Origin of the sequence: Actomonas aquatica (genome assembly GCF_019679435.2) — a bacterium.
Taxonomy (GTDB): domain Bacteria; phylum Verrucomicrobiota; class Verrucomicrobiia; order Opitutales; family Opitutaceae; genus Actomonas; species Actomonas aquatica.
In genome coordinates this window covers 2,193,246-2,218,919 of the sequence record NZ_CP139781.1, presented here as the reverse complement: position 1 = coordinate 2,218,919, position 25,674 = coordinate 2,193,246, and the positions used below count along the sequence as shown (strand labels likewise).

The 25,674-nt window shown below is 64.1% G+C and carries 24 protein-coding genes; 5 read left to right on the top strand and 19 right to left on the bottom strand.

Features of this window, described 5'->3' with window-relative positions; all coding sequences use genetic code 11:
• The first annotated feature begins 182 nt into the window (after positions 1 to 182).
• Positions 183 to 752 carry a DUF1684 domain-containing protein gene (locus K1X11_RS08685; protein ID WP_221029828.1) on the top strand — a complete coding sequence of 190 codons (570 nt, stop codon included), beginning with the start codon at positions 183 to 185 and terminating at the stop codon, positions 750 to 752.
• 85 nt (positions 753 to 837) lie between these two features.
• The gene (locus tag K1X11_RS08680) at positions 838 to 1,758 is read left to right on the top strand and encodes a hypothetical protein (protein ID WP_221029829.1); all 921 of its coding nucleotides are present in this window, start codon (positions 838 to 840) and stop codon (positions 1,756 to 1,758) included.
• Here the strand turns inward: K1X11_RS08680 and K1X11_RS08675 are convergent.
• The 5 genes from K1X11_RS08675 to K1X11_RS08655 all read right to left on the bottom strand — a co-directional run bounded on the left by K1X11_RS08675 (position 1,755) and on the right by K1X11_RS08655 (position 8,950).
• Positions 1,755 to 2,432 (bottom strand): HAD family hydrolase, encoded by a 678-nt coding sequence (locus tag K1X11_RS08675; RefSeq protein WP_221029830.1) that lies wholly within the window; start codon positions 2,430 to 2,432, stop codon positions 1,755 to 1,757. The genes K1X11_RS08680 and K1X11_RS08675 overlap by 4 nt on opposite strands.
• A gap of 107 nt (positions 2,433 to 2,539) precedes the next feature.
• A complete protein-coding gene (locus K1X11_RS08670; protein ID WP_221029831.1) occupies positions 2,540 to 3,397 on the bottom strand; it encodes an ATPase in 858 nt (285 codons plus the stop codon).
• 36 nt (positions 3,398 to 3,433) lie between these two features.
• A complete protein-coding gene (lpdA, locus tag K1X11_RS08665; RefSeq protein ID WP_221029832.1) occupies positions 3,434 to 4,843 on the bottom strand; it encodes a dihydrolipoyl dehydrogenase in 1,410 nt (469 codons plus the stop codon).
• A gap of 106 nt (positions 4,844 to 4,949) precedes the next feature.
• Positions 4,950 to 6,182, bottom strand: a complete 1,233-nt coding sequence (gene odhB, locus K1X11_RS08660; RefSeq protein WP_221029833.1) for a 2-oxoglutarate dehydrogenase complex dihydrolipoyllysine-residue succinyltransferase — start codon at positions 6,180 to 6,182, stop codon at positions 4,950 to 4,952.
• Positions 6,183 to 6,199: 17 nt separating this feature from the next.
• Positions 6,200 to 8,950 carry a 2-oxoglutarate dehydrogenase E1 component gene (locus tag K1X11_RS08655; protein ID WP_221029834.1) on the bottom strand — a complete coding sequence of 917 codons (2,751 nt, stop codon included), beginning with the start codon at positions 8,948 to 8,950 and terminating at the stop codon, positions 6,200 to 6,202.
• Positions 8,951 to 9,198: 248 nt separating this feature from the next.
• Here K1X11_RS08655 and K1X11_RS08650 point away from each other — a divergent pair, with 248 nt between their 5' ends.
• On the top strand, positions 9,199 to 9,396 hold the full coding sequence (locus tag K1X11_RS08650) for a hypothetical protein (RefSeq protein WP_225919311.1): 198 nt from the start codon (positions 9,199 to 9,201) through the stop codon (positions 9,394 to 9,396).
• A 41-nt stretch (positions 9,397 to 9,437) separates the two neighbouring features.
• Positions 9,438 to 9,860: a translation initiation factor gene (locus tag K1X11_RS08645; RefSeq protein WP_221029836.1), complete on the top strand. Its 423-nt coding sequence runs from the start codon at positions 9,438 to 9,440 to the stop codon at positions 9,858 to 9,860.
• Positions 9,861 to 10,109: 249 nt separating this feature from the next.
• Here K1X11_RS08645 and K1X11_RS08640 read toward each other — a convergent pair whose 3' ends face one another.
• The 12 genes from K1X11_RS08640 to rlmN all read right to left on the bottom strand — a co-directional run bounded on the left by K1X11_RS08640 (position 10,110) and on the right by rlmN (position 22,189).
• On the bottom strand, positions 10,110 to 10,862 hold the full coding sequence (locus K1X11_RS08640; protein ID WP_221029837.1) for a LytR/AlgR family response regulator transcription factor: 753 nt from the start codon (positions 10,860 to 10,862) through the stop codon (positions 10,110 to 10,112).
• Positions 10,859 to 12,010: a sensor histidine kinase gene (locus K1X11_RS08635; protein WP_221029838.1), complete on the bottom strand. Its 1,152-nt coding sequence runs from the start codon at positions 12,008 to 12,010 to the stop codon at positions 10,859 to 10,861. The genes K1X11_RS08640 and K1X11_RS08635 overlap by 4 nt, the downstream gene beginning before the upstream one ends.
• Positions 11,980 to 12,618: a DUF2306 domain-containing protein gene (locus K1X11_RS08630; protein WP_221029839.1), complete on the bottom strand. Its 639-nt coding sequence runs from the start codon at positions 12,616 to 12,618 to the stop codon at positions 11,980 to 11,982. The genes K1X11_RS08635 and K1X11_RS08630 overlap by 31 nt, the downstream gene beginning before the upstream one ends.
• Positions 12,619 to 12,623: 5 nt before the next feature.
• Positions 12,624 to 13,526, bottom strand: a complete 903-nt coding sequence (locus K1X11_RS08625; RefSeq protein ID WP_221029840.1) for a DUF6268 family outer membrane beta-barrel protein — start codon at positions 13,524 to 13,526, stop codon at positions 12,624 to 12,626.
• Positions 13,527 to 13,949: 423 nt separating this feature from the next.
• Positions 13,950 to 14,828 carry a methylenetetrahydrofolate reductase [NAD(P)H] gene (metF, locus tag K1X11_RS08620; protein ID WP_221029841.1) on the bottom strand — a complete coding sequence of 293 codons (879 nt, stop codon included), beginning with the start codon at positions 14,826 to 14,828 and terminating at the stop codon, positions 13,950 to 13,952.
• Positions 14,829 to 15,032: 204 nt separating this feature from the next.
• Positions 15,033 to 16,130: a DUF4340 domain-containing protein gene (locus tag K1X11_RS08615; protein WP_221029842.1), complete on the bottom strand. Its 1,098-nt coding sequence runs from the start codon at positions 16,128 to 16,130 to the stop codon at positions 15,033 to 15,035.
• A gap of 42 nt (positions 16,131 to 16,172) precedes the next feature.
• Complete coding sequence (locus tag K1X11_RS08610) at positions 16,173 to 18,038, bottom strand: GldG family protein (RefSeq protein WP_221029843.1); 1,866 nt, start codon at positions 18,036 to 18,038, stop codon at positions 16,173 to 16,175.
• A gap of 27 nt (positions 18,039 to 18,065) precedes the next feature.
• Positions 18,066 to 18,788 (bottom strand): ABC transporter permease, encoded by a 723-nt coding sequence (locus K1X11_RS08605; RefSeq protein WP_221029844.1) that lies wholly within the window; start codon positions 18,786 to 18,788, stop codon positions 18,066 to 18,068.
• A 116-nt stretch (positions 18,789 to 18,904) separates the two neighbouring features.
• On the bottom strand, positions 18,905 to 19,624 hold the full coding sequence (locus K1X11_RS08600; RefSeq protein ID WP_221029845.1) for an ABC transporter ATP-binding protein: 720 nt from the start codon (positions 19,622 to 19,624) through the stop codon (positions 18,905 to 18,907).
• A gap of 112 nt (positions 19,625 to 19,736) precedes the next feature.
• Positions 19,737 to 20,159: a GtrA family protein gene (locus tag K1X11_RS08595; RefSeq protein WP_221029846.1), complete on the bottom strand. Its 423-nt coding sequence runs from the start codon at positions 20,157 to 20,159 to the stop codon at positions 19,737 to 19,739.
• A 387-nt stretch (positions 20,160 to 20,546) separates the two neighbouring features.
• Complete coding sequence (gene msrB, locus K1X11_RS08590) at positions 20,547 to 20,975, bottom strand: peptide-methionine (R)-S-oxide reductase MsrB (RefSeq protein WP_343212921.1); 429 nt, start codon at positions 20,973 to 20,975, stop codon at positions 20,547 to 20,549.
• 98 nt (positions 20,976 to 21,073) lie between these two features.
• Entirely contained in the window at positions 21,074 to 22,189 is a 1,116-nt protein-coding gene (rlmN, locus tag K1X11_RS08585; RefSeq protein WP_221029848.1) for a dual-specificity RNA methyltransferase RlmN, read from the bottom strand.
• A 246-nt stretch (positions 22,190 to 22,435) separates the two neighbouring features.
• Between rlmN and K1X11_RS08580 the strand changes: the two genes are divergently transcribed.
• Positions 22,436 to 23,557, top strand: a complete 1,122-nt coding sequence (locus tag K1X11_RS08580) for an LptF/LptG family permease (RefSeq protein WP_221029849.1) — start codon at positions 22,436 to 22,438, stop codon at positions 23,555 to 23,557.
• Between the two features lie 2 nt (positions 23,558 to 23,559).
• Here the strand turns inward: K1X11_RS08580 and K1X11_RS08575 are convergent, their stop codons facing one another.
• Both K1X11_RS08575 and K1X11_RS08570 read right to left on the bottom strand, forming a co-directional pair.
• Positions 23,560 to 24,891 carry an MATE family efflux transporter gene (locus tag K1X11_RS08575; RefSeq protein ID WP_221029850.1) on the bottom strand — a complete coding sequence of 444 codons (1,332 nt, stop codon included), beginning with the start codon at positions 24,889 to 24,891 and terminating at the stop codon, positions 23,560 to 23,562.
• Between the two features lie 69 nt (positions 24,892 to 24,960).
• The gene (locus K1X11_RS08570) at positions 24,961 to 25,446 is read right to left on the bottom strand and encodes a thioredoxin family protein (protein ID WP_221029851.1); all 486 of its coding nucleotides are present in this window, start codon (positions 25,444 to 25,446) and stop codon (positions 24,961 to 24,963) included.
• Between the last annotated feature and the right edge of the window lie 228 nt (positions 25,447 to 25,674).

The following is a 25,674-nucleotide window of genomic DNA, read 5'->3' as shown; positions in this document are numbered from 1 at the left end:
GGGAGTCGGCCTTTCCGAATCATCCTGCGCAGTATCGGGCCTTGGCCGGGCGGTGCGATACGTTTTCTGATCGATATCAAGGCTTGGCGAAGCCCGATTGACCACCTCCTCGAATGAGGTTGAATCGAGCGATGCATTGCCGCCCTGCACGCCATGTCGCCTCCCTTGTTATGCTACTGTGTATGGTTGTTGGTTTACGGGGCGAGGAGGACGCGCCGTGGACGGCGGAGGCGGTGCTGGCGGCTCGGGCGGAGAAGGATGTGTGGATGCGTGATGACGCGTCGTCGCCCTTCAACTTGGAAAAGCACCCGGTGGACTTTGCGCCGCTGCACTACTTCGCGCCGGATCCGGCGTGGGTGTTCGAAAGCACGCTGACGGTTTATCCGGAACTGGAGCCGGTGACGATTTCTGACACCAAGGGGCGCGAGCGGAAGGGACACCTCTACGGATTCCTGAGCTTTGAGCGCGAGGGCGAGACCCACACCGTGCGGGTTTACCGCATGGCCCATGGTCCGGGCTTTTATTACAGCATCTGGTTCACCGATCGCACGACCGGCGACTCGACCTACGAAGTGGGGCGCTACCTCGACTTCGAATTTAACCCCGACCCGGACCACGTCTACACGATCGATTTCAACCGCGCCTACAGCCCGTGGTGCGCCTACTCACCGGCCTACGGCTGCGCGATCCCGCGCGACGAGGACTACTTGGATCTAGCCATCGAAGCCGGCGAGAAACGCTGGCACGATTGAGATGCAGCGATGGAGACAACGGGTCAGTTGGCTGGTCATGTTCGCTTGCGGGCTGATCCCAGCTCGGGCGACCGACTGGGGGCGCATGACCCTGGGAGAACTCCGTGAACTTGCGGACGTCATAGTGGTTGGCACCTGTGAGATGTCGGGAAAGGAGGGGGTGGTGCGGGTGGAGCGGTGGCTCAAGGGGGAGGGGGAATCGTCGTTGATGGTTCACGCCGATCCCAGACTGCAATTGTGGCCTGGTGACAGTGCTGGGATCTTCTTTCTCACGAAACGATGGAGTGGAGGCTTCGAACTCTTCCATCCAGACAGCCAGCAAGCGCTGAACGCCGAAGCACGGTTCGTTGAAGTTTCGGCCATGGAGACGGACTTGTCGCCGTTCCTGATGGATCGGCCCGATGACTCGGAAGTGCTGGGCGTGATTGAGCGGGTATTTTCCGGCCTGAAAATGGAGTGCGTGGAGGTGCCCGCTTGGGGCTCGCGGTGGCAGTCGTTTTTTCGGCGATGGATCGGCTTTGTCCCTTGGCCGGAATGGAAGGATCGAACGGTGAGGTTTGAGCGAGTGTCCGCCGACCAATATGGACTGCTGGCGGACAGCGATGACTGGCGCCTCACCGAGGTCTTGCTTTCTCGAATACACGTTCTCGCTCACCAAGGAACGCTTTTGCCAGACCGTCTGACGGTGAGGCTGGATTTTTCTCCGGTGGCATGGGCGGCCGGGGTCTCGCGGGAAGATGCACTAGCTTATCTGCATCGCTGCCTTAGCGCCCACGCGGAACGCGAGGCGCAGAGGCTCAAAAAACTCGAATCAGATGAACTGCTTCCGGTTGATGAATCCGAGATTCATTTGGGTGAAGAGATCCTAACGACAGCGCTAGTCGTGAAGGATGAATCGTTCCTGGATCACCTCGCAGCGTTGGAGCAATTGCATGGCCCGGCCGAGTGGATTGATCACATGCGCAGCCGGTTTGAACGAGGCCGTGGTCGTGACAGCGCACTTTAACTCAAAAGCGTCCAGAAGGTGGCGGGATCGGCGAAGTCGTTGAGCAGGGCGTCGGGTTGGTGGGCGGCGAGTTCTTCGCGCGAGTGATGACCGGTCGCAACCGCGAGGGTGCGGGCGCCGATGACTTTGCCGCAGGCAATGTCGTGCGGGGTGTCGCCGATGATCCAGACGTTGGCCGGATCGAAGGTGATGCCGGTGTGGGTCGTCGCGCGCCGCAGGGCGTGTGGGCCGAGGTCGTTGCGACGCGGACTGTCGTCGGCGAATGCGCCGAAGGCGAAGTGTCGCCAGAGGTCGAAGTGGCCGAGCTTGGTTTCTGCGCCGCGCTCGAGATTGCCGGTGAGCAGGCCCTGGTGGATGTCGTCGCGTTGGTCGACGGCGGTCAGGATCTCCGGAATGCCGGGGAGCACGGTCGAGAGGCGTTCGAGGTAGTCGGGCAGGTTGCCGATGTAGGTGTCGAGCAGACGTGTAACGTGCTCCGGGGTGTGCTCGATGCCATATTGGGCAAAGATGGCCTCGGCGATCCAACGGTCGGTGCGGCCGGCCCAATCAATCTGCGTCAGGTCAGCGGGTTCGCCGTGTAGGAATTCCGTGGATACGGCTTTTTCGAGTGCGCGCATCCCCGCGCCGCCGGAGGCGAGCAGGGTGCCGTCGATGTCCCAGAGGAGGAGTTTCAAAGAATGGTGAGGAGTGAAGGGTGAAGAGTGAAAACGACGTGCCCGGGGGCACCAGGTGGTTCCGCGGCGCCTTGCTCCCAACTGGGAAGTCCGGTGGGCGTTCGAGGTTAGATTTTGACGTGCGCGAGCAGGGCCTGCTCTTCGGCTTCCGGCAGGGGATCGCCGTCCACTTCGAGGATGCGGCGAGCCAAGGGTTCGAGCTGTTCGGCGGGTATCTCCACTTTACCGATGCCGTCCCGCCATTGGATGACGGGCAGGCCCCATTGCTTGTTCTCCAGCACAACGTCCGCGAAGGCCTTGCGCATGGCTCGCATCGAGCGGCGAGTTTCTTCGTCGAACCTTACGGCGGCGGGGTCTTCAACCGCGGTGTTGTGGGTGGGACCGGACATAAAGCTCACGCTGGCAGATTGTTCGATGATGGCAAGGCGACCGGCATCGACGATTTCAAGGTGGCGGTCACGTTCGCGGGCGATGAGGTGCGGTTTTCCCACGGTGTTGTCGTAGAGACGCCACTCGTCCAAGAGCGGTCGGTAAAGCAGAGCGAGGTTGCGGATGCCGAGCAGAAATCGCCGTTGTTGAACCTCTTCGGGGATGTGGTGCCCCCCTTTGCGCACCCGCTGCGCGACGCGATCACGCGTGATGCTGAGATCGGGGATCCACAGAAAATCCAAACGGATGGAATATCCGGCCGCTAGCGCTTCACGTAGTAGGGCGGCGTGAGCTCGGCCGGACAAGGTGGTTTCGAACGAGAAATCTTCTCGGCGAGAGATCAGATAGCGAACGCGGTCGAGCATGATGCGACCGGCGGCGAACGACGCCGCGTCCGGTGCGAATGGAGAAAGACCGGCCGCGATGAGGTCGGCGTTCACGAACTCGTGACAACGCATCTCCTGAGGGAGAAAGCGCTTCACGTAGGTCGTTTTGCCGGCGCCGTTGGGGCCCGCGATGATGAAGAGATTCGGCATCGACGGGCTCCCGGCGTGGATAGGCGACTCTAGCGCTTACAGTGCGTGGATGGCGCTTTTGCTGACGGCCAGGGCGGCTTCCTTTACGGCCTCACTCATGGTGGGGTGGGCGTGGATGGTGCGGGCGAGGTCCTCGGCGCTGCCGCCGTATTCCATGTGCGTGACCACTTCGCTGATGAGTTCACCGGCGTTTTTGCCGAGGATCTGGGCGCCGAGGATTTTGTCGGTCTCGGCGTCGGCGATGATCTTCACAAAACCGTCCGCACCGTCGTTGGCGTGGGCGCGGGCGTTGGCGGCAAAGTTGAACTTGCCGACATTCACCTTCTTGCCCGCGGCCTTGGCGGCGTCTTCGCCCATACCCACGGTGGCGATCTCGGGATCGGTGTAGATGATGGCCGGCATGAGGTCCCAATTGATGTGACCGGCTTTGCCGGCGATCCATTCGGCGACGGCGGCACCGTCTTCTTCGGCCTTGTGGGCGAGCATGGGACCGTCGACGACGTCACCGATGGCGTAGATGCCCTCGGCGGTGGTCTTGAGCTTGGCGTCGACCTTGATGCGCTTCTTGTCGGTGAGTTCGACGCCAGCTTTGTCGAGGCCGAGGCCATCGGCGTAGGGGCGGCGACCGACTGAAACGAGCACCTTGTCGGCGGGGAATTCGAGGGTCTTGCCGTCGCGCTCGGCGGTCAGCACACCGTCTTTGAAACCAGTGACCCTGGCGTTCACCTCGATCTTCAGGCCCTGGGCCTTGAGGATGCGGGTGAAGTTGCGCACGACGTCTTTGTCGGCGGCGCCGGCGATCTGCGGCAGGAATTCCACGACGGTGACATCGGCGCCGAGGCGAGCCCAGACGGAGCCGAGTTCGAGGCCGATGGCGCCGCCGCCGACGACCACGAGTTTCTCGGGCACGGCGGTGAAGGAGATGGCGTGATCGGAGGAGACGATGGTCTCGCCGTCGAATTTGAGGAAGGGCAGCTCGACCGGCGCGGAGCCGGTGGCGATGACGATGTGACGCGCGGTGACCGTGGTGGACGAACCGGGGTCATCGACCCCGGCTACAGCGACAGTCTTGGCGTCGATGAAGGAAGCGGTGCCGTTGAGGACGGTGACCTTGCGGGCTTTGGCGAGGCCGGCGAGACCGCCGGTCATCTTGCCGACGATGTCTTCCTTCTTCTTGAGCATGGCGCCCACGTCGATGGACAGGTTGTCGAGCTTGATGCCGTGTTCGGCGGCGTGGTGTTGGTTGAAGGCGAAGTGCTCGGAGGAAGCGAGCAGCGCCTTGCTGGGAATGCAGCCGACGTTGAGGCAGGTGCCACCGAGGGTGGAACGCTTTTCAATGAGGGCGACCTTGAGGCCGAGCTGAGCGGCGCGGAAGGCGCAGACGTAGCCACCGGGACCAGCGCCGATGACGAGCACGTCGAAAGAGGAGGGAGAAGATTCGGACATGGCTTGCGGGAAAGTAGCGAGTAGTGGGCAGCGAGTAGTGAGTAGGAAAGGTAGCGAGCGGGAGGTGCTCGCTACTCGCTACTGTCTACTCGCTACGGCTGCTGGATCAGAGATCCAGCAGCAGGCGGGCGGGGTCTTCGATGGCTTGCTTCACCTTCACGAGGAAGGTGACGGCTTCCTTGCCGTCGACGAGGCGGTGGTCGTAGCTGAGCGCCAGATACATCATCGGGCGGATGACCACCTGGCCGTCGACCGCGATGGGGCGATCGTTGATGGCGTGCAGGCCGAGGATCGCACTCTGCGGCGCGTTGAGGATCGGCGTGGACAACATGGAACCGAAGATGCCGCCGTTGGTGATGGTGAAGACACCGCCTTCGAGATCGGCGAGGGTGATCTTGCTGTCACGGGCGCGCTTGGCGACCTCCGCGATGGACGACTCGATGCCGGCGAGGGAAAGCTGGTCGCAGTCGCGCACGACGGGGACCATGAGGCCCTTGTCGGTGGAGACGGCCACGCCGATGTCGTAGTAATGGTTCTGGACGATCTCGTTGCCGTCGATGATCGCGTTGACGCCGGGCACTTCTTTGAGGGCGTGAACGACGGCCTTGGTGAAGAACGACATGAAGCCGAGCTTGAAGCCGTTCTTCTTCACGAAGGCGTCCTGATACTTTTTGCGCAGCGCCATCACGCCGCTCATGTCGACTTCGTTGAAGGTCGTGAGCATGGCGGCCTGGTGCTGGGCCTGCACGAGGCGGTCCGCAATCTTGGCGCGCAGCGGAGTCATCTTCTTCCGGGTCTGCTTCGCTTCCCCGGACGAGGATTTTTGAGTTTTGACTTCGGCTTTTGGAGCGGCCGGAGCGGGGGCGGACGCGGGTTTCTGGCTCTTGGCACTTTCGGCGGCCTTGGCAGCCGAGAGCATGTCGCCCTTGGTCACGCGGCCGTCTTTGCCGGTGCCTTCGACGCCTGCCGGATCGATGCCGGTTTCCTCGGCCACGCGGCGCACCGCCGGGGAGACGGCAGTGGATTTGGCGGCGGAGTCCGGGCCGGGGTCACCGCTCCCGGCTACAGCGTCGTCCTCCGAGTCGTCCTTGGCGGGTGCGGCGGCGCCCTCGGCGATGACGGCGATCACTTCGCCGATCTTCACTTCGTCACCTTCGGCGACTTTGAGCGAGATGACGCCGTCGGCTTCGGCGACGCCTTCCTGGGTGATTTTGTCGGTCTCGAGCTCAAAGAGGGCTTGGCCGGATTTGACGGTGTCGCCGTCGGCAACGTGCCACTTGGCAAGCACGCCGGAACTGATGGATTCGCCGAGGGACGGGATTTTGACTTCGCTGCTCATGGTGAAGAGAGAGGGTTTTAAAGACTAAAAGCTTCCGACAGAAATTGCGCGAGTTCCGCTTTGTGCTGCGCGATGGTGCCGACGGCGGGGGAGGCGGCGGCGTCGCGACCGGCATAAGTGGCCTGGCGACCGAAGAGTTTTTCGAGCTGCGGAGCGATGAACGACCACGGACCCATGTTGGCGGGTTCTTCCTGGCACCAGATGAGTTTGGCGTTCGGATGGGTCTCGGCGAGTTCGCGCAGGACGTCCTCGTGGAGTGGATACAACTGCTCCAGACGCACGATGGTGGTGTCGGTGATCTCCTTCTCCTTCCGGTAGGCGTCGAGGTCGTAGTAGACCTTGCCGGAGCAGAGGATGAGGCGCTTGGTGTCCTCGGCCGGGGTGGGGTCGAACATGATTTCGGTGAAGGCGGTGCCTTCGAGGAAATCCTCGACCTGGGAAACGGCGGCGGGGTGACGCAGGAGGGACTTGGGCGACATGACCACGAGCGGCTTGCGGAAGTCACGGTGCATCTGGCGACGCAGCACGTGGAAGAAGTTGGCCGGGGTGGTGATGTTGCAGACCTGAATGTTGTCCTCGGCGCAGAGCTGGAGGAAACGTTCGAGGCGGGCGGAGGAGTGCTCGGGGCCCTGACCTTCGTAGCCGTGAGGCAGGAGGAGGACGATCCCGGAGACGCGTTGCCACTTGGACTCGGAGGAGGCGATGAACTGGTCGATGACAACCTGCGCGCCGTTCACGAAGTCACCGAACTGCGCTTCCCATTGGCAGAGCATGTCCGGGTAATCGAGCGAGTAGCCGTAGTCGAAACCGAGCACGGCGGCTTCGGACAGCAAGGAGTTGTAAACGCAGAGTTTGGCCTGGCCTTCGCAGACGTGATCGAGCGGCGCGTAGCGCTCGCGGGTTTCGGCATCGTAGAGGTAGGCGTGGCGTTGGCTGAAGGTGCCGCGGCGGCAGTCCTGACCGGATAGGCGCACGGGGGTGCCTTCGGCGAGGAGGGTGCCCCAGGCGAGGGATTCGGCGTAGGACCACTCGATCGGGCCGCCTTCGCTGAAGGCTTTGGCGCGGTTGTCGAGGAGGCGCTGAATCTTGCGGTTGATGTGGAAATCTTCCGGCGTGGAGGTGAGGGCATCGGACACGCGTTTGAGCGAGTCGGGGCTGACCCCGGTCGGCACGATGGCGTGGCTGTAGCCCGGCTGGAAAATGGCGGTGGAGCCGCGGAATTGGTCCTGCTCCTCCTTGCGGGCGGCGCGGGCGGCGTCGTTTTCCTTGGCCTTCTCAAAGGCGGCCTCCATGGCGTCGGAGTATTCCTTGATGATGGCGTCGGCCTTTTCCTGCGTGATGGTGCCCTCGGCGACGAGCTTCTTGGTGTAGATCTCGGAGACCCACGGGTGCGACCGGATGGTCTTATACATCAATGGCTGGGTGAAGAGCGGCTCGTCGGACTCGTTGTGGCCGTGACGACGGTAGCAGACCATGTCGACGACGACGTCGCGTTGGAACTTCACGCGGAATTCGAGGGCGAGCTGCGTCACGTAACAGACGGCCTCGGGGTCGTCGCCGTTGACGTGGAAGACGGGGGCTTCGATGAGCTTGGCGACGTCGGTGCAGTAGCGGGTGGAGCGGGCGTCGGCCGGATTGGTGGTGAAGCCGATCTGGTTGTTGATGACGAAGTGCACCGTGCCGCCGGTGCGGTAGCCCGGGAGCTGGGAGAATTGGAGGGTCTCGGCCACGACGCCCTGGCCGGCGAAGGCGGCGTCACCGTGGATGAGCAACGGGCAAACGCGGCGGCGTTCGAGGTCTTGGCGGATGCGCTGACGGGCGCGGGCCTTGCCCTCGACGATTGGGTTGACGATCTCGAGGTGGGACGGGTTGGCGGCGAGGCGGACCTCGACGTCGCCCCCGGTCTTGGTGGGGAGGACGGCCTCGTAACCGAGGTGGTATTTCACGTCGCCGTCGCCCGCGACGGTGTCGGGGATGTAGTTCTCCGAGAACTGGTCGAAGAGCACGTCGAAGGGCTTGCGCAGGATGTTGGCGAGAACGTTGAGACGGCCGCGGTGAGCCATGCCCATGACGACTTCCTGCACGCCCAGCTCGGGGCACTTTTCGAGGAGGGAGTCGAGCGCGGCGATGAGGGTCTCGCCGCCTTCGAGGGCGAAGCGCTTTTGGCCGACAAATTTGCGGTGGAGGAATTGCTCGAAGATCTCGGCCTTGTGGACGCGGCGCAGGATCTGGGTTTTGCGGAAGGTGTCGAAGGAAGGCTGGTTGTTGCAGGCCTCCATCTTGGCCTGGAGCCAATCGCGGGCCTCCATGTCGCCCACGTGCATGTATTCGACACCGATGGTGCCGCTGAAGGTCTGGTGCAGCGACGACACGATGTCGCGCAGCTTCATCTGACCGCCGCCCTTGTAGCGGGTCAGCGTATAGGACTCGTCGAGGTCGGCCTCGGTGAACTCAAAGGCGGAGAGTTCGAGCTTCGGGTGCGCCGGCGGGGGCGGGTTGAGCGGATCGAGATGCGCCTGCAGGTGACCGTGGGAACGGTGCGCATTGATCATGCGGATCGCCATGACCTGCTTGCGGCTGTCGACCACGTTGACCCCGGCGGAGGACGCCGCGGCGGTGGTGAGCGGACCGCCGGAGTGGCCCAGCGAGAAACCTTGGAAGAAGGCGCGCCAGGTGGCGTCGACCGAGTCGGGGTTTTCCACCCATTGCTCGTAGAGTTGCTCGAACAACTCAGCGTTTGCGCCGGTGGAAAGGGAAGATGGGTTCATGAGAGAGGAGAGGAAAAGAAACCGCGAAGCGTCTCAAAACGGGCGTCGCGGTGGTCCAACTAGAAGTCGTTTTAATGTAGCGATTTGGTCGGCAGGGCAAAGCATCACCGCGGTTTTCTCAAGGGGATCCCGGACTGAAGCGCGGGGTTGCGTGCAAGTTTGAGGAGAACTTACTCGAAGGAAGACCGTCATTAATAACCCTATTCGACCTTATGCAAAGTGAGCTAAAGATCTCTCTTGAAAGTCTGATGAGCGCCATTCAGAGCGGCGATGGCGCCGTGATCGCGACCGAAATGGCGCGTCTGGATGGCTTCCTCGAAGCGGGCCGCGGGCAGCTGCCGCCGCGGCTGGTGCACTTCCTGCAAAACCGCAGCTACGCCAAGGCGCTGATGTTCCTCGAAGGCGAGGGAGACATCCCGGCCGGCATCTGCGGAGGCAAACACTGAACGCGTCGGAACGATGCGCTCGAAACGCTGAAAGATGATCGATGGCAAAGGGTAACAAAATTTCGACGGACGGTGGGGCAGATCTCGGGCAGAACCCGTTTGGCGCGCTCGGCGGGCTGGGTGGATTGAGTAATCTGCCGAGCGGGCCGGGGCCGAGCGCGGGCAAAGATGAGGGGGCGCAGCCGGAGAAGACGTCCAAGCGGGGTCAGCCCAATACGAATCGTGGGCGCGTGGAAATCCGCCGGCTTACGGGCGGCAAGGGCGGCAAAACCGTCACGGCGGTATCGGGTTTTGTGGGCATCGGTGAGCAGGAAAAGCAGCAGTTGGCCAAGCGCATGCAGAAGGTCTGCGGTTGCGGCGGCACGGTGAAGGCCGGGGTCATCGAGATCCAGGGCGACAAGCGCGAGCCGGTGGCGGAAATCCTGCGCGAGGCGGGGTTTCGGCCGGTGATGGCGGGCGGTTGAGTGGCCGAGAGGCAGCGGGGCGGAGAGGCAGGGCTTGGGGACACAGAGGTCACGGAGGAGGCACAGAGGGCACGGAGGGACGGGCGTAGTGCCGGGCTTTAGCCGGCATTGTGTTCGCCGGGGCGCGGGTGCGCTGGAGGAGACGGCGGCTGAAGCCGCCGCTACGGGTGGGCGGCGGGGAGGCAACGCGGTCGGACGTGAAATTCGACCCACTCGGTTTGGGGGCTGGGCGAGCTGACTTAGGCTCGATCAAAGACCCATACGTTCGCGGAAGAGTTTGGATTGGCGGCGGGAGAACTCGATCTCGGTGCCGTCCTGTAGGGTGGCTTTGATCGTGCCGCTGAACCACGGCTCCACTTTGGCGATGACGTGGCGGTTGACGAGCTGGGCGCGGTTGGCCCGCAGGAACATGCTCGTGGGCAGGCGTTCTTCCATCGAAACGAGGGTGCGGTAAAGCATGAGATTCTGATCGTCGAACCAGACCCGGGTGTGGTTGTCCTCGCCCTCCAACAGGCGAATACGCCGGAGCGGCACGAAGTAGCATTTGTCGTCTTCGCGGAGCAGCACCTGGTCGTCTTCGCGCAATGGGAGGCGGTCGGCGGCGGTGAGGGGAGAGGGCGTGTCGGGGGGCGGAGCAGAATCGGGGGCGCGGTTGACCTGACGGGCCCGCTCATAGGCCTCGGCGAGGCGCTCCGGCACGACGGGTTTCATGAGGTAGTCGACGGCGTTGACCTCGAAGGCGCGCAGCGCAAACGCATCGTAGGCGGTCACAAAAATGATGCGCGGGTGGGGCGCGGGCAGCATTTGCAGGAAATCGAAACCGGACTGCTCGGGCATCGAGATATCGAGGAAGATCAGATCGGGTTGGAGCGCCTGGACGACTTGCACGCCGTCGGCCGCATCACCGGCCTCGCCCACCACGCGAGCGTCCGGCAGGTCCTCGACCAGGCTCCGGAGTTCCTCGCGAGCGAGGCGTTCGTCGTCGATGATTACGATCTTCATGCGCTGGCGTTGAGAGAGGCGATGCGGGCAGGCATGAGCAAGGTCGCGACCACTTGGTCGGGGGCGGCTTGGACCACCTCGAGGGAGGCCGCGCTGCCCCAAAGTAGCTCAAGTCGGGCGCGCACGTTGGTGAGACCCACGCCGGTGGAGGTGCTGCCCGCGCCGAGACAACCGGGATTGGTGACGCGAATCTCCAGTCGGTCATCGCGCAGGTGAGCGGAGAGAGCGACGGTGCCGCCGGCGCGGCGTTGGGCGATGCCGTGGTTGATGGCATTTTCCACCAGCGTTTGCAGGGCAAAGGGCGGGACCTCGCAGCGAAGGGCGTCCGGAGAAAAGTCACGTTCCACCGTCAGGCGTTTTTCATGCCGCAGGTGTTCGAGGCTCAGGTAGTGCTCCACCATGCCCAGTTCCATGGCCAGCGACACGTGTTCCACCGTGCCTTGTTGCAGGGCAGTGCGAAGCAGCTCGGACAGCGACGTCACGGCATCGCGCGGTCGATCCAAGTCGCGCGGAATGAGCGCGCGGATGGTGTTGAGCGAGTTGAAGAGAAAATGGGGATTCAGCTGCGCTTTGAGCGCGGCGAGTTCAGCTTCGCGCGCGATCGACTGGAGCCGCAGGCGTTCCCGCAGCCCTTCTTGGTATTCGAAATACACGTGAGTGCCGAAGTAGAGGGCGAGCCAGACACCGACGAAGAAGATCGAGCGCGTGACCATTTCCAGATAGTCCGTCATCGGCCCGGCGCTTTCGATCAGCTCCAGCGCCAAGCCCTCGCGCGGCAGCAAGTTGATGCTCACCCAGGACATGGCCCCCCCGAGCGCCCAACCGCCGGCGACGGCGCAGAGCAGGAGGCGCCAGGCAAAACCGAAACCGGAATGGCGGCGCCGGCGAATGGCGATCAGCCACACCCGCAACAGGTGGGTGGTGAGCACGCCAAAGACCACCATGGCGAGCGAGTCCTGCACATCGAGGGCGGCACCTTCGCCGCGCTCGACGAGCAATGATGAAATGCTGAGCAGGAAGTATCCGCCCCAGCCGGCCGCCTGCATGCCCCAGTAGGCCGGGGGACCGATCCAGCGCCGCCGCGCCGGATGGGAGGCGGAGGTGACGGGACGAAGGGTCAGGAGGGAGTTGAGCGGCGACGTATCCAATATTCGACGACAAGCAGGTTGGGCACCCAGCACAACCAGGCGATCCATCCGTAGGAGGAAGCGAACGGCAGGCCGAGGGCAAAAACGAGCCCGAGTTGCAGACGCAGGGTGATCGCGGCGCAGGTCAGGGCGAAGCTCCGGGCCATCGCGCGGTGATGCTCACCGAAACGGCTACGACGGGCGGCGATCCAACCGTGAGCGGTGATGCCAAGCCAGCAGAGATCGAGCAGCGCGAAGCCGGATTTGCCCATCCCGCCCCCCTCGGCCAGCGGGGCGATGGCGAGTCCGCTCAGACCCGAGACGAGCACCGCACCGACATAAACCTGGCCCACGCGACGGTGCCAGGAACTGAGGGTAAAGCGGATGCCGAGCAGGATTTGCAGCAGGCCGCTGAGCAGGGCGACTGCGCCGGTGAGGGCGTGCAGGGCCACGACTCGCGGGGCGGTGACGATCGAGGAGAGGTCAACGTCGTGGCCGCTGGGATCGCCGGTCCACGCGATGCGCGCGTAGATAGCGAGGGCGTAGCCGGCGACGCCGAGAGCGCTGAGGGTGAGGAACCCGCGCGACACCCAATAGCGGCCGGTGCGGGGAGGCGCGGAGGAGGACACGGGTCTTAGAAGTCGAAGGACATTTTGATGCGGCCGTAGACGCCGGAGCCGTCGGATTCAAAATCCACGTGCAGATCGTCGTAGTGAAATTCCATTTCGCGATAGAGCACACTGCCGGCCTCGAGCTCCAGGCGGGCGACGGGAGTGAGGTGCCATTTGAGTTGGGCCCCGAGGCGGATATCGAGGAGTTCAACCTTGGCGCCGTCGGTCCAATTGCGGGGTTGTCGATAGGGTTGATCTAGGGCGAAGACGTCGGAGCGAAAGTTGCCCACCAGGCCGAATTCGAATTGTTCGTTCGGAATGTAAGTCACGCCCGTGGAAGGCACGCCCATGTCGATGCGCCAGCGCTCGGAGGGGGTCCATTGCACGCCGAGCACGGGATTGACCTTGTCGCTGCCGACGCCGAGCGAATCAACGTAGATACCGAAGGTGGCGTTGAGGGACTCGCTGAAGGTGTAGCGCGCGAGGGCGAGACCTTGCACGCCGAGACCATCATCGTCCCACTCGTCGGTGCCGGCGGTGGCGTTGCTCACGGTGAGGGCGGTGAGTGACAACCAGCGTTCGTTGAACACGTGGAGGTAGGAGACTTCGAGGCCGATGCTGGAGAACTGTTCGGGCACCAAACCGGTGAGGGAGTTGCCGCCGAACTCGTCCCGGCTGACCTCCAAGCCGAAGCCGAGAACGCGGCGGCCGTGTTCGTCGAGCACGAGATCGTATTCCAGCTCGAAGGCGTATTGCGTGTTGCGCATATCCTCGGTGGCCCCGCTGGGGAGGTCCATGGCCAGGTTGGCGGTGTGGATGACATCGAATTCGAAGGTGAATGGGCTGGGGCGGGCCGATTCGTCCTGAGCAAGGAGCGCTCCGCCGGCGAGAAGCAGAGGCAGGATGAGTGAAGTCGGTTTGTTCATGCGCCACCGATCATGCGCGGCCGGAGCGCGGTCGGCGCGGTCGGCTCCGTGGGCGGTCGCTGCGCAAAGTCAGTGGTCGGCGTGGGCAGCGGGCGGTTTGGGGCTGGGGGCGGAGAGGCAGAGGGAGAGGGTGCGGAGGGCCGGGCGTAGTGCCGGGCTTTAGCCGGCATTGTTTTTGCCGAGGCGCGGGCGAGCTGAAGGAGTCGGCGGCTGAAGCCGCCGCTACGGGTGGGCGGCGGAGGGGCAACGGGGAGCGGCCGAGATCACCGCAGTCGTGGGACAGGCGGCAGCTGCTACACTTGGATAGGGTTGTAGCCGCGGGCGTGTCGCCCGCGTTTGGTCGGAGGGGGGGCTGCTGGGGCCGAGAGGCAACGGTTATCGGACGTGAAGTCCGACCCACAGAGCACCGACGAGGGGCGCGGGTTACGCGGCCAGGCCGGCGGCTAGGGCGAGGGCGGGGCGGGCGCGGTTGAGGATGTAGAGGTGGTAGCCGGGGGCGCCGCGGGCGACGAGGTCGCGGATCTGGTCCAGGGCCCAGTCGATGCCGATGACTTCCACCACCGCCGGATCAGGGGCGGCGACGTCGAGGCGGCGGCGCAGCGCGTCGGGCAGGCGCGTGCCGGAGAGTTCAACGATGCGCTGGATCTGTTTGAGCGAGAGCACTGGCATGATGCCCGGCACGATCGGCACGGTGATGCCGCGGGCCCGGCATTTTTCCACGAAGTCGAAGTAGATGGCGTTGTCGAAAAAGAGCTGGGTGGTGATGAAATCCGCCCCGGCGTCGACCTTGCGTTTGAGGTTGTCGAGGTCGACTTCGAGGGAGGTCGCTTCGGGGTGCTTCTCCGGATAACCACCGACGCCGAGACAGAAGTCGGCGTGGCGCGACTTGAGCAGGGAGACGAGTTCGTTGGCGTAGCGCAGACCATCGGCCGCCGGGGTGAAGGTGGTCTCTCCCTTAGGGGGGTCGCCCCGCAGGGTCATGATATTGCGAAAACCGTCGGCGTGGAGGCGGTCGGCGTGGGCCTCAAGTTCGGTGCGACTGTGGCCGACGCAGGTCAGGTGGGGCATGACGGTGAAGCCGAGCTCATCCTTCAGCATGGAGGAAACCTGGGCGGTGCGGTCGCGGGTGGTGCCGCCGGCGCCGTAGGTGACCGACACAAAATCCCACTCGATGCCGCTGAGGGCCTGGGCGGTCTCGCGCAGGGCCGTCACGCCGTCCTCACTCTTCGGCGGGAAAAATTCGAGGGAACGCAGGGGACGGTCGGCGGAGAAAAGCGAGGAGATGGCTCGGTCTTGAGTCATGATGAATCGTCATATCGGCATATGATGATGCGAACTCAAGCGGAGATTTTGAATATTCAAGCGATCAACCCCGGCCGACCCGCCGTTTAGCCCACTTCCGGGACTCTGTCCGAGTGTCACGTATTACGTGACACTGTATCGTAAGGCACGCTGGTGGAGAGGGATGCGCTGGGGTGGGGCGGGGCCGGGGGCCTGATTCTCCTGTTACTCTGGGTTAGATTCCAGGAGCGCTTCGTGGGTGGCGGGGAGGCTGGTGTAGGTGTAGTCGCCGATTTGGAAGGCGAGGGTGCTCTGATAGCTGGCGAGAGGGGCGAGGGTCGCTGGGCCGGTGACGGTGGCGTAGGTGGGGCCGGCGGGGAGGGTTTCGGTAAGGTTTTCGAGGACTTCGTCGGCGGACTCGGGGGCGGTTGCCGTGGTGGCTTCGGTCACGAGGTCGGCGGGGTTGGTGGGCTCAGGGGCTTTGACGACGGTCTTTTCCGGACGGCGACCGAGGTTGAGAGTGAGCGTCTCGCCGTCGAAGGTGGTGAAAGTGAGGGTGCGACTGTTGGCGCCGGCTTCGATGGCGTCGGGAACGTCGGGGGCGGTGACGGCGGTGAAGCGGAGGTTGGTCGCGGCGGAGAGTAGGCTGGAGATGGCGCCGACTTTGACCTGTTGGTCGCCAGGGAGATCGGCGGCAGTCCAGTCGGCAGTGGCGGATTCGCGGGTGAGGGTGATGGGGGCTTCGTCGGCGAAGGTGATCGTCATGGTGGCGATGTCGTCGCGGTCGAGGCTCGTGAGCTTGGTGTCGGCCCAGTTTTTGGCGGTGGTGTCGAGGTAGCCGGAGAAGTCGGCGAGGTAGGCGGGCGCGTCGGGGGCGTCATCGAAGCGCAGGTAGCGACCGCCGCGTTCGGCGTTTTTGCCGAGGTCGACGGACCAGGTGGAGCCGTCGGTGGTGGTGAGCTCGATGGACGCCGTGTCGAGTTCGAGGCGGGCGGCGCGCTCGGGGTTGCGGGTGACGACGCGCTGGATTTTGGCGTCGGTCAGGCTTTGCACGAAGGTGCGCAACTTGGTCACATTGGCGGGCAGGTCGTGGTAGGAGCTCACGCGCCAAGTGTCGGTGGAGGCGTCGTGGCGGAGGGTGACGGTGTTGCTGTTTTGAGTGAGGGAAAGTTCGGTGGTGCCGTTGGCCGTGGAGGCGTCGAGCAGCGCTTGGTCGACGCGAGGATCGGCGTCGGGCGGGGGCGTCGGGCGATTGAAGAAGGCGGCGGCGCCGGCGAGGAGCGCGAGCACGATGACGGCGAGGGAGAGGGTTTTCAGATTCATGGCTGAGGCTGAAAAGAAGATGAAGGCAGGGCGGGCGGCGGCTTAGTGGCGGCGGCGGCGGGTGCGGTTGAGCCAGAGGCCGAAGCCGGCGAGGAGGAGCGGAGCGGCGAGCAGGTTGGTGAAGACGAGGCGCTGTTTGAGGGCGTCGATGTCTTCGCGGAGGGCGCGGCGGATGTCGCGGCGCTCGCGACGCATCTCGGCTTCCTGGGTTTGGTATTCGGCGATGCTGGCGGCGACTTCGGGCGAGGCGACGAGCATGCCGTTGTCGCCGACCTGGGACTGGAGTTGGGAGAGCTGCGCCTGCACTTCGCTGAGGCGGGACTCGAGGGCGGCGAGCTGTTCCTGGTAACGCTGCTGGGCGGCGGCTTCCATTTCACGCACGACGGTGAAGGGATGTTGGGAGCTGCCCTTCGTGCGGATGGAAATGAGGTCCTGCGAGCCGGCGAGGTATTCGACGACGTTGGAGGCAAAGGCGAGGTTGTCGTTGATGGGCTCGGCAGCTTGCATGCCGAAGAGGTTCACGCGGCGCACGGAATAGTCGTCCATGAGCCAGTCGGTGTCGGCGATGATGACCAACGTTCCTTGGCCGCTCTCGACGGTCGGAGCGCGAGCAAGCTCGCTGCCTACATTTTCGGATTCAGGCGGGCCGTCGGGGAAGGCGGTGGGGAAGGTGCCGGTGACCATGGCGGCGAGGGTCTGTTGCCCGGAGAGGGAGAGCTCGCCGGCGATGTTGTTGGACATGCCAAACTGGAGGACCGCGGGCGGGATGTCGCCGGCTTGAGTGGAGGTCTGGATGAGCGGGGTGAACTCGAGGTCGCTGCCGGTGGCGAGGGCGAGGTGGCCGGTTTCGATGAGCACCATGGTGTTGAGCTGCGCGGTGGGCAAAACCTCGGTGTTAAAGGCCTCGACGGGCAACTGCAGCCAGTGGGGGAAGGTGGCGATTTGGCCGGCGCCGGTTTGCACCTGAGCCCCGTATTCGAGGTCGCCGGTGATGCTGCCGCTCACGTAGGTGATGCCATAGGCGTTGAGCAGGTCGGGCAGGTCGGAGGAGAGGTTGGGGGCGCCGCCGCCCATCATCATCTGTTGCGGGTTGGTCTGGCGCTTGAAGTGTTCGGATGACGGGTCGAGGGCGAGCAGCACCGGGGTGCCGCCGAGCAGAGCCTGATCGATGGCGTATTCAAGTTCCGGTGACAGTCCCTGCGGGTGGGCGATGACAAGCACGTCGAGGTTGGCGGGCAGCTCGGTGGCAGTGGCCTCGATGGGCACGATCTCGAAGGTGCGTTGCCACTCGCCGATGACGAACTGATCGGGCGGTGGGCGCTGGCCCATCTGCTGCATCATGGGGTTGAAGGGCGGGGCCTGCAGGGGGAGCGAGGTGATGAGGCCGAGGCGGCGTTTCTCGAAGACCTGCACGCTGTAGATGAGTTGGGAGAGATCGTATTCGAGGAACTGTTCGCGACGCGGGTTGAAGGCGGGGAGGGCTTCCTGCAGGTCGGCCTGGGTGGCGGAGAGGCCGAAGTAGATCTGGCTCATGGCACCGGGGAATACCTGCGGTTGGATGCCGGCGCGGGTGGCGGCTTCCTCTTCGGGTGTGTCGGGCTCGGGGTTGATGAGGTTGAGCACAAGTTTGCCGCGGGCGGCGCGTTCGTATTGGCGCAACATTTCCTCCACGCGGGCGGCGTAGTTTTTGTAATCGATGCGCACGCCCTCGGCGTTGCGGGAGTAGTAGAAGTCGAGAACGACGGGTTCCTCGATTTTGCTGAGCAGGGACTTGGTGCCGGGCGACAGGGTGTAGATGTTTTCGGCGGTGGCGTCGGCGCGGAAGGGCAGCTGCGACGCGAGGTAGTTGATGAGGACCAGACCGACGAAGAGCAGGGCGGCGGCGGTGAGTTTGGCGCTGGGTTTCATGGCGAGCGGAGGGGCGGCGATGGGGAATCAGCGTTCGAGGGCGAGCACGTTGAGGAACAACGCGAAGGCCGAAAGGGAGAGGAAGAAGATCACGTCCGACGGATCGACGATGCCCTTGGTGAAAGGATCGAAGTGGGTGATGAAGGAGAAGTTTGCGATGGCGTCGGCGACGGCGACGGGGAAGAGGCCTTCGAGGACTTCGCTGAACACGCTCCAGCCGAGCAGCAGCAGGACGAAGCAGACGGTCACACTGAGCACAAAGGAGATGACCTGGTTTTTGGTGAGGGCGGAGGTGAGCGAACAAACGCCGAGGTAGGCGCCGGCCATGAGCATGGAACCGAGGTAGCTTACGAGGATGACGCCCCAATCGGGATCGCCAAGGTAGGCGACGGTGAGGGCCATCGGAAAGGAGAGGGCGATGGCGGTGCAGAGGAAGGCCCAGGCGGCGAGGTATTTGCCGAGCACGGCTTCGAGCGTGGTGATGGGCAGGGTGAAGAGCAGCTCGACCGTGCCGGTGCGTTTCTCTTCGGACCACAGGCGCATGCCGGCGGCGGGCACGAGGAAGAGGAAGAGCCACGGATGGAACATGAAGAAGCGTTCCAAGCTGGCTTCGCCGGCCTCAAAAATCTGGCCGACAAAGAAGGCCAGGCCGACGGCGGCGATGAGGAAAACGATGAGGAAGACGTAGGCTACGGGAGAGCGGAAGTAGCCGAGGAACTCACGTTTGAAGACGGGCAGGACCTGTTGCATGGCGGCGGAAAAGTAGCGGGTGGTGAGTAGCGAGTAGTGAGTAGAAGGCAGTGCGAAGGCGGCGTTCGTCGGGTCGGATGCTCGCTACTCGCTACTAACTCCTCGCTAGGACAAAATCAGACGTCGGAGGTGGTGAGGGACGCGAAGATGGTGTCGAGGCGGGCGCCGGGTTGGCGGGCCTGGAATTCGGCCGGGGTTTCGTCGACGACGACGCGGCCTTCGGAAATGAGGATGATGCGATTACAGATGGCCCCGACTTCCTCGAGAATATGGGTGGAGAGCACGACGGCTTTCTCGGTGGCGAGCTCTTTGATGAGGGCGCGGACTTCGTTCTTCTGATTGGGATCGAGGCCGTCGGTGGGCTCGTCGAGGATGAGCACGGCGGGATCGTGGAGGAGGGCCTGGGCAAAACCGACGCGCTGTTTGTAGCCTTTGGAGAGGGTCTCGATGGTTTGGTGGCGGACCGACTCGAGATGGGTGAGGCGGATGGCGCGGTCAACGGGCGGCAGGCGGTTCGCGCCGCGGAAGCCGCGGGCTTCGGCGATGAAGAGCAGGAACTCATGCACGGTCATCTCGCCGTAGGAGGGCGCGCTCTCGGGCAGGTAACCGACTTGGCGTTTCACGGCGACGGGGTCGCGGGTGACGTCGTGGCCGCCGACGATGGCGGTGCCGGCGGTGGGCTGCAGAAAGCCCGTGATCATTTTCATGGTGGTCGATTTGCCGGCACCATTGGGACCGAGGAAACCGAGGATGTCACCACGCTCGACCTTGAAACTGACGTCGCGGACGGCGGGTTTGTTGCCATAGGTTTTGGAGAGACCTTTGACTTCAATCATGGGCAGTGAAGGGGACGGAGTTTCGGTAAAAAACCCGAAGTCCGCTGACTTCAAGGGCGGACCCGCTACCTTACGAAAATGTAATGTTGGGCAGGGGGCTGGGTCGGCGCGGTCAGCGAAAAACCCAGAAGGAGAAGACGTAGTATTTCGCCCAATACGCGACGGCCGAGGTGACGGCGATGGCGACGAGGTAGTTGATGCCGAGCGGGCCGATGCAGAGGCTGTAGAGGATGAACTCGATGACGCGGAAGGTGAGCGCGGCGATGAGGAATTTGACGGCCTGGCGGGCAGGAGCGCCGGTGCGACCGGCGGGGAAAACGATGCGTCGGTTGGCGATGAAGTTACCGATCATGACAAGTGTGATCATGATGGCGTAGGCGAGGCGCTCATCGAACTGCGCCCACTCGTGCAGGGCGAAAACGCCGAAGGTGAGGACGAGGTAGCCGACGAGTCCGATCGCCAGGAAAATCCACCAGCCGCGCCAAGAGCGGTTGGACGTGGTGGCGCTGGTGGCGGTCGGGTCCGTCGCGGGCATGGTTTTTTACAGGAGAACGGATGTCGGGCGTAAAGCCCGACCCACATCATGCAGAGTCACGTAATTGTGGGTCGGGCTTTACGCCCGACGACCATCGGCGTCGAAGTGCTAGGTTCTTTGGGCGGCAACGAAAGTAAGTAAGGAAGGAAGGACTTGGTGGACGTCTGCAGCTGCCGGGGGGCGGAGGAGGTGAGGGCCATCCCGCGACCGCGGGATCGCTGCGCTCCAATGCAGCTACTGGCGCGGTGAGGTAGGTGTTTTTTTAGCCACGAAGAGGCACGAAAATGCACAAAAAATGAAGTAGGGACTGTCGGGCATGAAGCCCGACCCACAGGTTTTGGGGAGCTGGTTTTGGTGATTTTTTGTGCCTTTTTGTGGCTAAAAAATTCAGTCGTCGATCGGGTCGGGGTCGTCGGGGATGAAGCGGAGGGAGGTGGCGTTGATGCAGTAGCGCTGGTCGGTGGGGGTGTTGAAGCCTTCACCTTCGAAGAGGTGGCCGAGGTGGCCTTCGCAGCGGGTGCAGACGACTTCGACGCGCTCCATGCCCATGGAGCGGTCGCGGTGCAGGGTGACGGTGTTGGTGTCGGCGACGTCGAAGAAGGCCGGCCAGCCGCAGCGGGCGTCGAATTTGGTTTCGGAGGTGAAGAGCGTGGCGCCGCAACCGGTGCACACGTAGGTGCCGGCTCCCTCGTGTTTAAATTCCTCGTAGGCCGCGCCGTAGGGACGGTCGGTGCCGGCTTCGCGCAGGACGTGGTATTGGGTGGGAGTGAGGCGGGCGCGCCATTCGGCGTCGGTGAGTTTCTTAAAATCGGTCATGGCGGGAGTGGATTCGGTCTTTGGCTCGTCGGCGGCGTGGAGGGTGCCTTGGGCGGCGCAGGCGACGACGAGTAGGAGCAGGCAGCGGAGGTGGTATTTCATGCGTTGGCGGCTTCGCGTTCTTTCTCGGTTTTGAGGCGGAGTTGGCCACAGGCGGCTTCGATGTCGTGGCCCTTCTCGCGTCGCAGCGTGACGGATACACGGGCGGAGCGGAGGATGTTGGCGAAGGCTTCCTGGCGGGCGATGGACGGGCGTTTCCAGGGGAGGCCTTCCACGGTGTTGTAGGGAATGAGGTTCACGTGGGCGTGCACGTCGGCGGCGATGTCGCGCAGTTTCTCGGCCTGATCGAGGCTGTCGTTCACGTCCTCGATGAGGATGAATTCGAGGGTGACCATGCGGCCGTGTTTTTCGCTGAAGGCCTTGATCGCCGGGATGAGTTTGGCGAGCGGGTAGGCCTTGTTGACGGGCATGATCTGGGTGCGGACCTCGTCGGTCGCGCCGTGGAGGGAAATGGCGAGACGGATGCCGAGGGGCTCGTCGGCGAGTTTGAGGATATTGGGCACGAGGCCGCTGGTGGAGAGGGTGATGCGGCGGGCGCCGAAACCGAGTCCCCAGTCGGCGTTGGTGATCTTGAGGGCGGTGGTGATGGCCTCGTAGTTGGCGAGGGGTTCACCCATGCCCATGACGACGATGTTGTCGAAGGAGACGAGTTCCTGGCGGGCGCGGGGCGTGCGGGCGTCCTCGCGGTAGCAGACGTGGAGGAGTTGGGCGACGATCTCGCCGGCGTTGAGGTCGCGTTTGAGGCCGGCGAGGCCGGAGGCGCAGAATTTGCAGCCCATGGCGCAGCCGACCTGGGTGGAGATGCAGATGGTCTTGCGGGAATGCTCGAGGCCGACGCCCTCCTGGGGGGCGCGGATGATGACCGTCTCGATGAGGGAGCGGTCGGTGAGCTCGAGGAGGAGTTTGTCGGTGACGTCGAGGGACTGTTTGCCGTGGACGAGGGAAAGGGGGAGCAGCTCGAAGGTGTCGGCCAGCCAAGCGCGGAGCGACTTGGAGAGGTTGGTCATGTCGTCCCAGGAGCGGGCGCGTTTTTTGTAGAGCCACTCGAGGATCTGCTTGGCGCGGTAGGCGGGTTCACCGTGTTCACGCAGGCGAGCGGTGAGCGACTCGAGGGTCTCTCCGGTGAGGGGCGGTTTGGCGGGCGTGAACTTCATGGACGAGGACAGGGGATGGCGCGGGAGGGCGGCTGGCAAGACTGGGGCGAGGAAGGGCAATGTTCGTAATACGAACATTGGGTGGTGGGGCGCGGAGGAAGGGAGGTGATGCCGAGGGGCGGGGGCCGAGGGGCAACGTTACGCGGCCGGGGACGTCCGCGTCCACCTGGCGGGGAAGCGGGCGCTCGGGGCATTCTGGGCGTGTGTTTTGGGGGCGGGGTGGTTTCTACTGCGCCGCGACCGAGGATGAATTTACTGCAACGGCATTTGTTTTGGAGTGTGGGCGGCACCTGTTTGGCGGCGGTGGGGCTGTTCGCGGCGGTGTTGATCCTGGGCAATGTGCTCAAGGACATGATGAGCTACCTGCTGGCGGGGCAGATCGACGTGGCGACTTTCGGACTGCTGATGGGGCTCTTGGTGCCTTACGTGGCGGCTTACGCGCTACCGATGGGCATGCTGACAGGCGTGTTGCTCGTATTGGGACGGATGTCGGCGCAGCAGGAAATCACGGCTATGCGCGCGGCGGGCATGAGCATGGGGTTGATCATGCGGCCGGTGATATTGCTTGGCGTGCTGGGGGCCTTGGTGGCGGGCGTGGTGAACTTCGAATTCATGCCGCGAGCACGCTCGGCCTATAAACAGATCCTGGCGGATGCGGTGCAGGCCAATCCCATGAGCTTCATCGTGCCGAAGACCTTCGTGCGCGATTTCCCCAACGTGGTGTTTTATGTGGACGAGAAGGAGGGCACGCAGTTGCGCGACATCTGGTTCTGGCGTTTGGACGATGACAAACGCGTGCGGGAATTTGGCCGCGCGGCGGCGGGTGAAGTGACCTTCGACGAAGAAGCCGGGGCGCTGAATGTGGTGTTGCGCGACGTGGCGGGAGAAGGGCGCGGGCTGCGCGATCCGGAGGATTATTCCAAGGTGTTGGGGAATACGACGGTGGGTGAAGTGCCGTTCGTGTTTCAGGTCGACGACATCTTCAGTCGGCGGAAGGCGCGCACCAAGTATGCGTGGTTCACCTACACGCAATTGCAGGCGGAGCGGGCGCGGCTGAGCGAGATCGGCGATGACGAGGGTCTGATGAAGGTCTCGCTGGCGTTGAACGAAAAAGGCTCCACGGCGATCGCGGTGTTGGCCTTTGCGCTGATCGCGGTGCCGTTGGGGATCAAGGTCTCGCGCAAGGAAACGTCGGCCAATCTGGGCATCGCGCTGCTCTTGGTGATGGGATATTATTTTCTGACAGTCGTCGTCTCGTGGCTGGAGGGACGACCAGCGCTGCGCCCGGATCTGTTGATGTGGTTGCCGGCGGGGTTGTTTCTGGTGCTCGGCGTCTGGCTGTTTCGGCGGGTGGATACGGTGCGGTGACGTCAGCCTGTGAGGGAGCGACGGAGTTTCGGCAGGCCGGCGGCGAGAGTGAGGGCGCGGGCGAGCACGAAGACGTTGAAGGCGAGCCAGAGGCCGTGGTTGCCCCACGTCGGCGCTAGCAGGGCGGCGGCGAGCAGGAAGGCGACGACGGAGCCGACCATGGCGTTGCGCATGGTCACGGTGGCGGTCGTGCCGATGAAGATGCCGTCGAGTTGGAAGGCGCCCACGCCGAGCACGATGTAGAGGGCAGCGTGCGGTAGGTAGAGGGCGGCGGTGGCGCGGACGGCAGGATCGTCGGTCACCCAGGCGATACAGGTGGGGCCCGCGAGCGCGAAGCCGCCGCCGAGGCCGAGCGCGGTGACGGCGGCGAGCAGGGAGGTGCGGCGCACGCTGCGGTCAAAGCGGGCGAGGTCGCGGGCGCCCTTGGCCTGGCCGACGAAGGATTCGGTGGCGAAGGCGAAGCCATCGAGGAAGAAGGCGGCGAAGGAAATGAAGCCGAGGAGCACGTGGTTGGCGGCGAGGGGGACAGCGCCCCATTGGGCGGACTGGCGGACAAACCACGCAAAGCCGCCGAGCAGGCCGAGCGTGCGCACCATGATGTCGACGTTGGCGGTGAGCGTTTCGCGCCAGGCGGAGAGTCGGCGCAGGGCGGGGGCGTCCCACCAGGGTTCGGCGGGAGAGGCGCGCGTCCGGCGGAGGAGGCGCCAGACGACGGCGAGGGCGAGCAGGGCGGTGGTCCATTCGGCGACGAAGGTGCCCCAGGCGATGCCGGTGACACCCCAATCGAGCACCGCGGCGAAGAGCACATCGAGGCTGAGGTTTACGCCATTGAGCCAGAGTTGCAGCAGGAGTAGGACGCGGGTGCGGCCGAGTCCGATGAGCGTGCCGAAGAGCACGTAGGTGGCGAGGGTGGCCGGGGCGCTCCAGAAGCGGATGGCGAGGTAGTCGGCGGCTTGGGTCGTGACGGTGGGGCCGGCGTCGAGCAGGTGCAGGGCGAGGGCGCGCAGCGGCGCTTGGGCGACGATGAGGAGCAGGCCGAGCGTCGTGCCGAGCAGGAGGGCGCGGAGGACGGCGGTGCGCAGGGCGAGGGTATCGCCGGCGCCGTCGGCTTGGGCGACAAACCCCGTGGTGCCCATGCGGAGGAAGCCGAAGGCCCAGTAGGCAAAGTTGAGGACGAGGGCCCCGATGGCGATGGCGCCGAGGCCGGTGGCGCCGCGGGTGTGGCCAATGACGGCGGTGTCGGTGAGCCCGAGCAGGGGCGGGGCGGCGTTGGCGAGAATGATCGGCCACGCCACCGCGAGGATGCGGCGATAGGAAGGCTCGTCGTGGGACACCGGATACGGTGGAAGCAGCGGGAACGGCGGCTGACGACCGCCGCTACGGTTGCGAGACGCGGGCGGTGCTCAGCGCTCGGGGGCCCACTTGGCGAGGAAGGCGAGGACCTTCTCGGGCGAGTGGGCGCGGCCTTCTTCGAGGGCGCCGGTTTCCTGCGTGTGCAGGCGGCGACCGGAGGCGTCGAGCACGACGAGGACGGGCAGGCCGTGTTGGGTGGGGTTGCCGTAATACTCGTCGAGGTCGGCGTTGCGGGCGGGGCCGTTGCGTTTGTTCACATCGACCATGACGGTGATGTAATCGCGTTGGAGGGCGGCGCGGACCTGCGGGTCGGTGGTGAAAAGTTCGTGGAGGCGGTGGCACCAGACGCACCAGTTGGCGCCGAAATCGAGGAGGACGTGTTTGTTCTGTTTACGGGCGAGCTCGAGGGCCTGGGCGATGGTCGGCTTGGCGTCGGCGGTGGTGTTGTAGATGTCGGGTCCCATCTGCGGGTATTGCTGCGGCGAGGCGATGACGGCGGCACAGGCGAAGAGGGCGACGGACAGGAGGCGCTTCATGATGCGAGTGACAAAAGGGCGGTCGGAGCCGAGAGGCAACGAGGGGTTTTACAGGAGGAAACGGAGGGAAACCCGCCTGAGGCGGGCAAGCGGAGCCGAGGGGTAGGTGGGTTATATAGCCACAAAGAGGCACAAAAATTCACGAAAAGGTAGTGGATGGTTTTTGTAACTTTTCGTGCCTTTTTGTGGCCGAACTTCGGAGGGAGGGGATGCGATGGAGTGGCTCTG

Bases quoted from the DNA above. Each gene is read 5' to 3' on its own strand.
- K1X11_RS08595 (WP_221029846.1), bottom strand. From the start codon at position 20,159: ATGCCCGCGACGGACCCGACCGCCACCAGCGCCACCACGTCCAACCGC.
- K1X11_RS08570 (WP_221029851.1), bottom strand. From the start codon at position 25,446: ATGAAGCGCCTCCTGTCCGTCGCCCTCTTCGCCTGTGCCGCCGTCATC.
- K1X11_RS08650 (WP_225919311.1), top strand. From the start codon at position 9,199: ATGAGCGCCATTCAGAGCGGCGATGGCGCCGTGATCGCGACCGAAATG.
- K1X11_RS08605 (WP_221029844.1), bottom strand. From the start codon at position 18,788: ATGCAACAGGTCCTGCCCGTCTTCAAACGTGAGTTCCTCGGCTACTTC.
- K1X11_RS08580 (WP_221029849.1), top strand. From the start codon at position 22,436: ATGAATTTACTGCAACGGCATTTGTTTTGGAGTGTGGGCGGCACCTGT.
- msrB (WP_343212921.1), bottom strand. From the start codon at position 20,975: ATGACCGATTTTAAGAAACTCACCGACGCCGAATGGCGCGCCCGCCTC.
- K1X11_RS08655 (WP_221029834.1), bottom strand. From the start codon at position 8,950: ATGAACCCATCTTCCCTTTCCACCGGCGCAAACGCTGAGTTGTTCGAG.
- metF (WP_221029841.1), bottom strand. From the start codon at position 14,828: ATGACTCAAGACCGAGCCATCTCCTCGCTTTTCTCCGCCGACCGTCCC.
- K1X11_RS08670 (WP_221029831.1), bottom strand. From the start codon at position 3,397: ATGCCGAATCTCTTCATCATCGCGGGCCCCAACGGCGCCGGCAAAACG.
- rlmN (WP_221029848.1), bottom strand. From the start codon at position 22,189: ATGAAGTTCACGCCCGCCAAACCGCCCCTCACCGGAGAGACCCTCGAG.
- K1X11_RS08640 (WP_221029837.1), bottom strand. From the start codon at position 10,862: ATGAAGATCGTAATCATCGACGACGAACGCCTCGCTCGCGAGGAACTC.
- K1X11_RS08685 (WP_221029828.1), top strand. From the start codon at position 183: ATGGTTGTTGGTTTACGGGGCGAGGAGGACGCGCCGTGGACGGCGGAG.
- K1X11_RS08600 (WP_221029845.1), bottom strand. From the start codon at position 19,624: ATGATTGAAGTCAAAGGTCTCTCCAAAACCTATGGCAACAAACCCGCC.
- K1X11_RS08645 (WP_221029836.1), top strand. From the start codon at position 9,438: ATGGCAAAGGGTAACAAAATTTCGACGGACGGTGGGGCAGATCTCGGG.
- K1X11_RS08625 (WP_221029840.1), bottom strand. From the start codon at position 13,526: ATGAACAAACCGACTTCACTCATCCTGCCTCTGCTTCTCGCCGGCGGA.
- K1X11_RS08615 (WP_221029842.1), bottom strand. From the start codon at position 16,130: ATGAATCTGAAAACCCTCTCCCTCGCCGTCATCGTGCTCGCGCTCCTC.
- K1X11_RS08680 (WP_221029829.1), top strand. From the start codon at position 838: ATGACCCTGGGAGAACTCCGTGAACTTGCGGACGTCATAGTGGTTGGC.
- K1X11_RS08610 (WP_221029843.1), bottom strand. From the start codon at position 18,038: ATGAAACCCAGCGCCAAACTCACCGCCGCCGCCCTGCTCTTCGTCGGT.
- odhB (WP_221029833.1), bottom strand. From the start codon at position 6,182: ATGAGCAGCGAAGTCAAAATCCCGTCCCTCGGCGAATCCATCAGTTCC.
- lpdA (WP_221029832.1), bottom strand. From the start codon at position 4,843: ATGTCCGAATCTTCTCCCTCCTCTTTCGACGTGCTCGTCATCGGCGCT.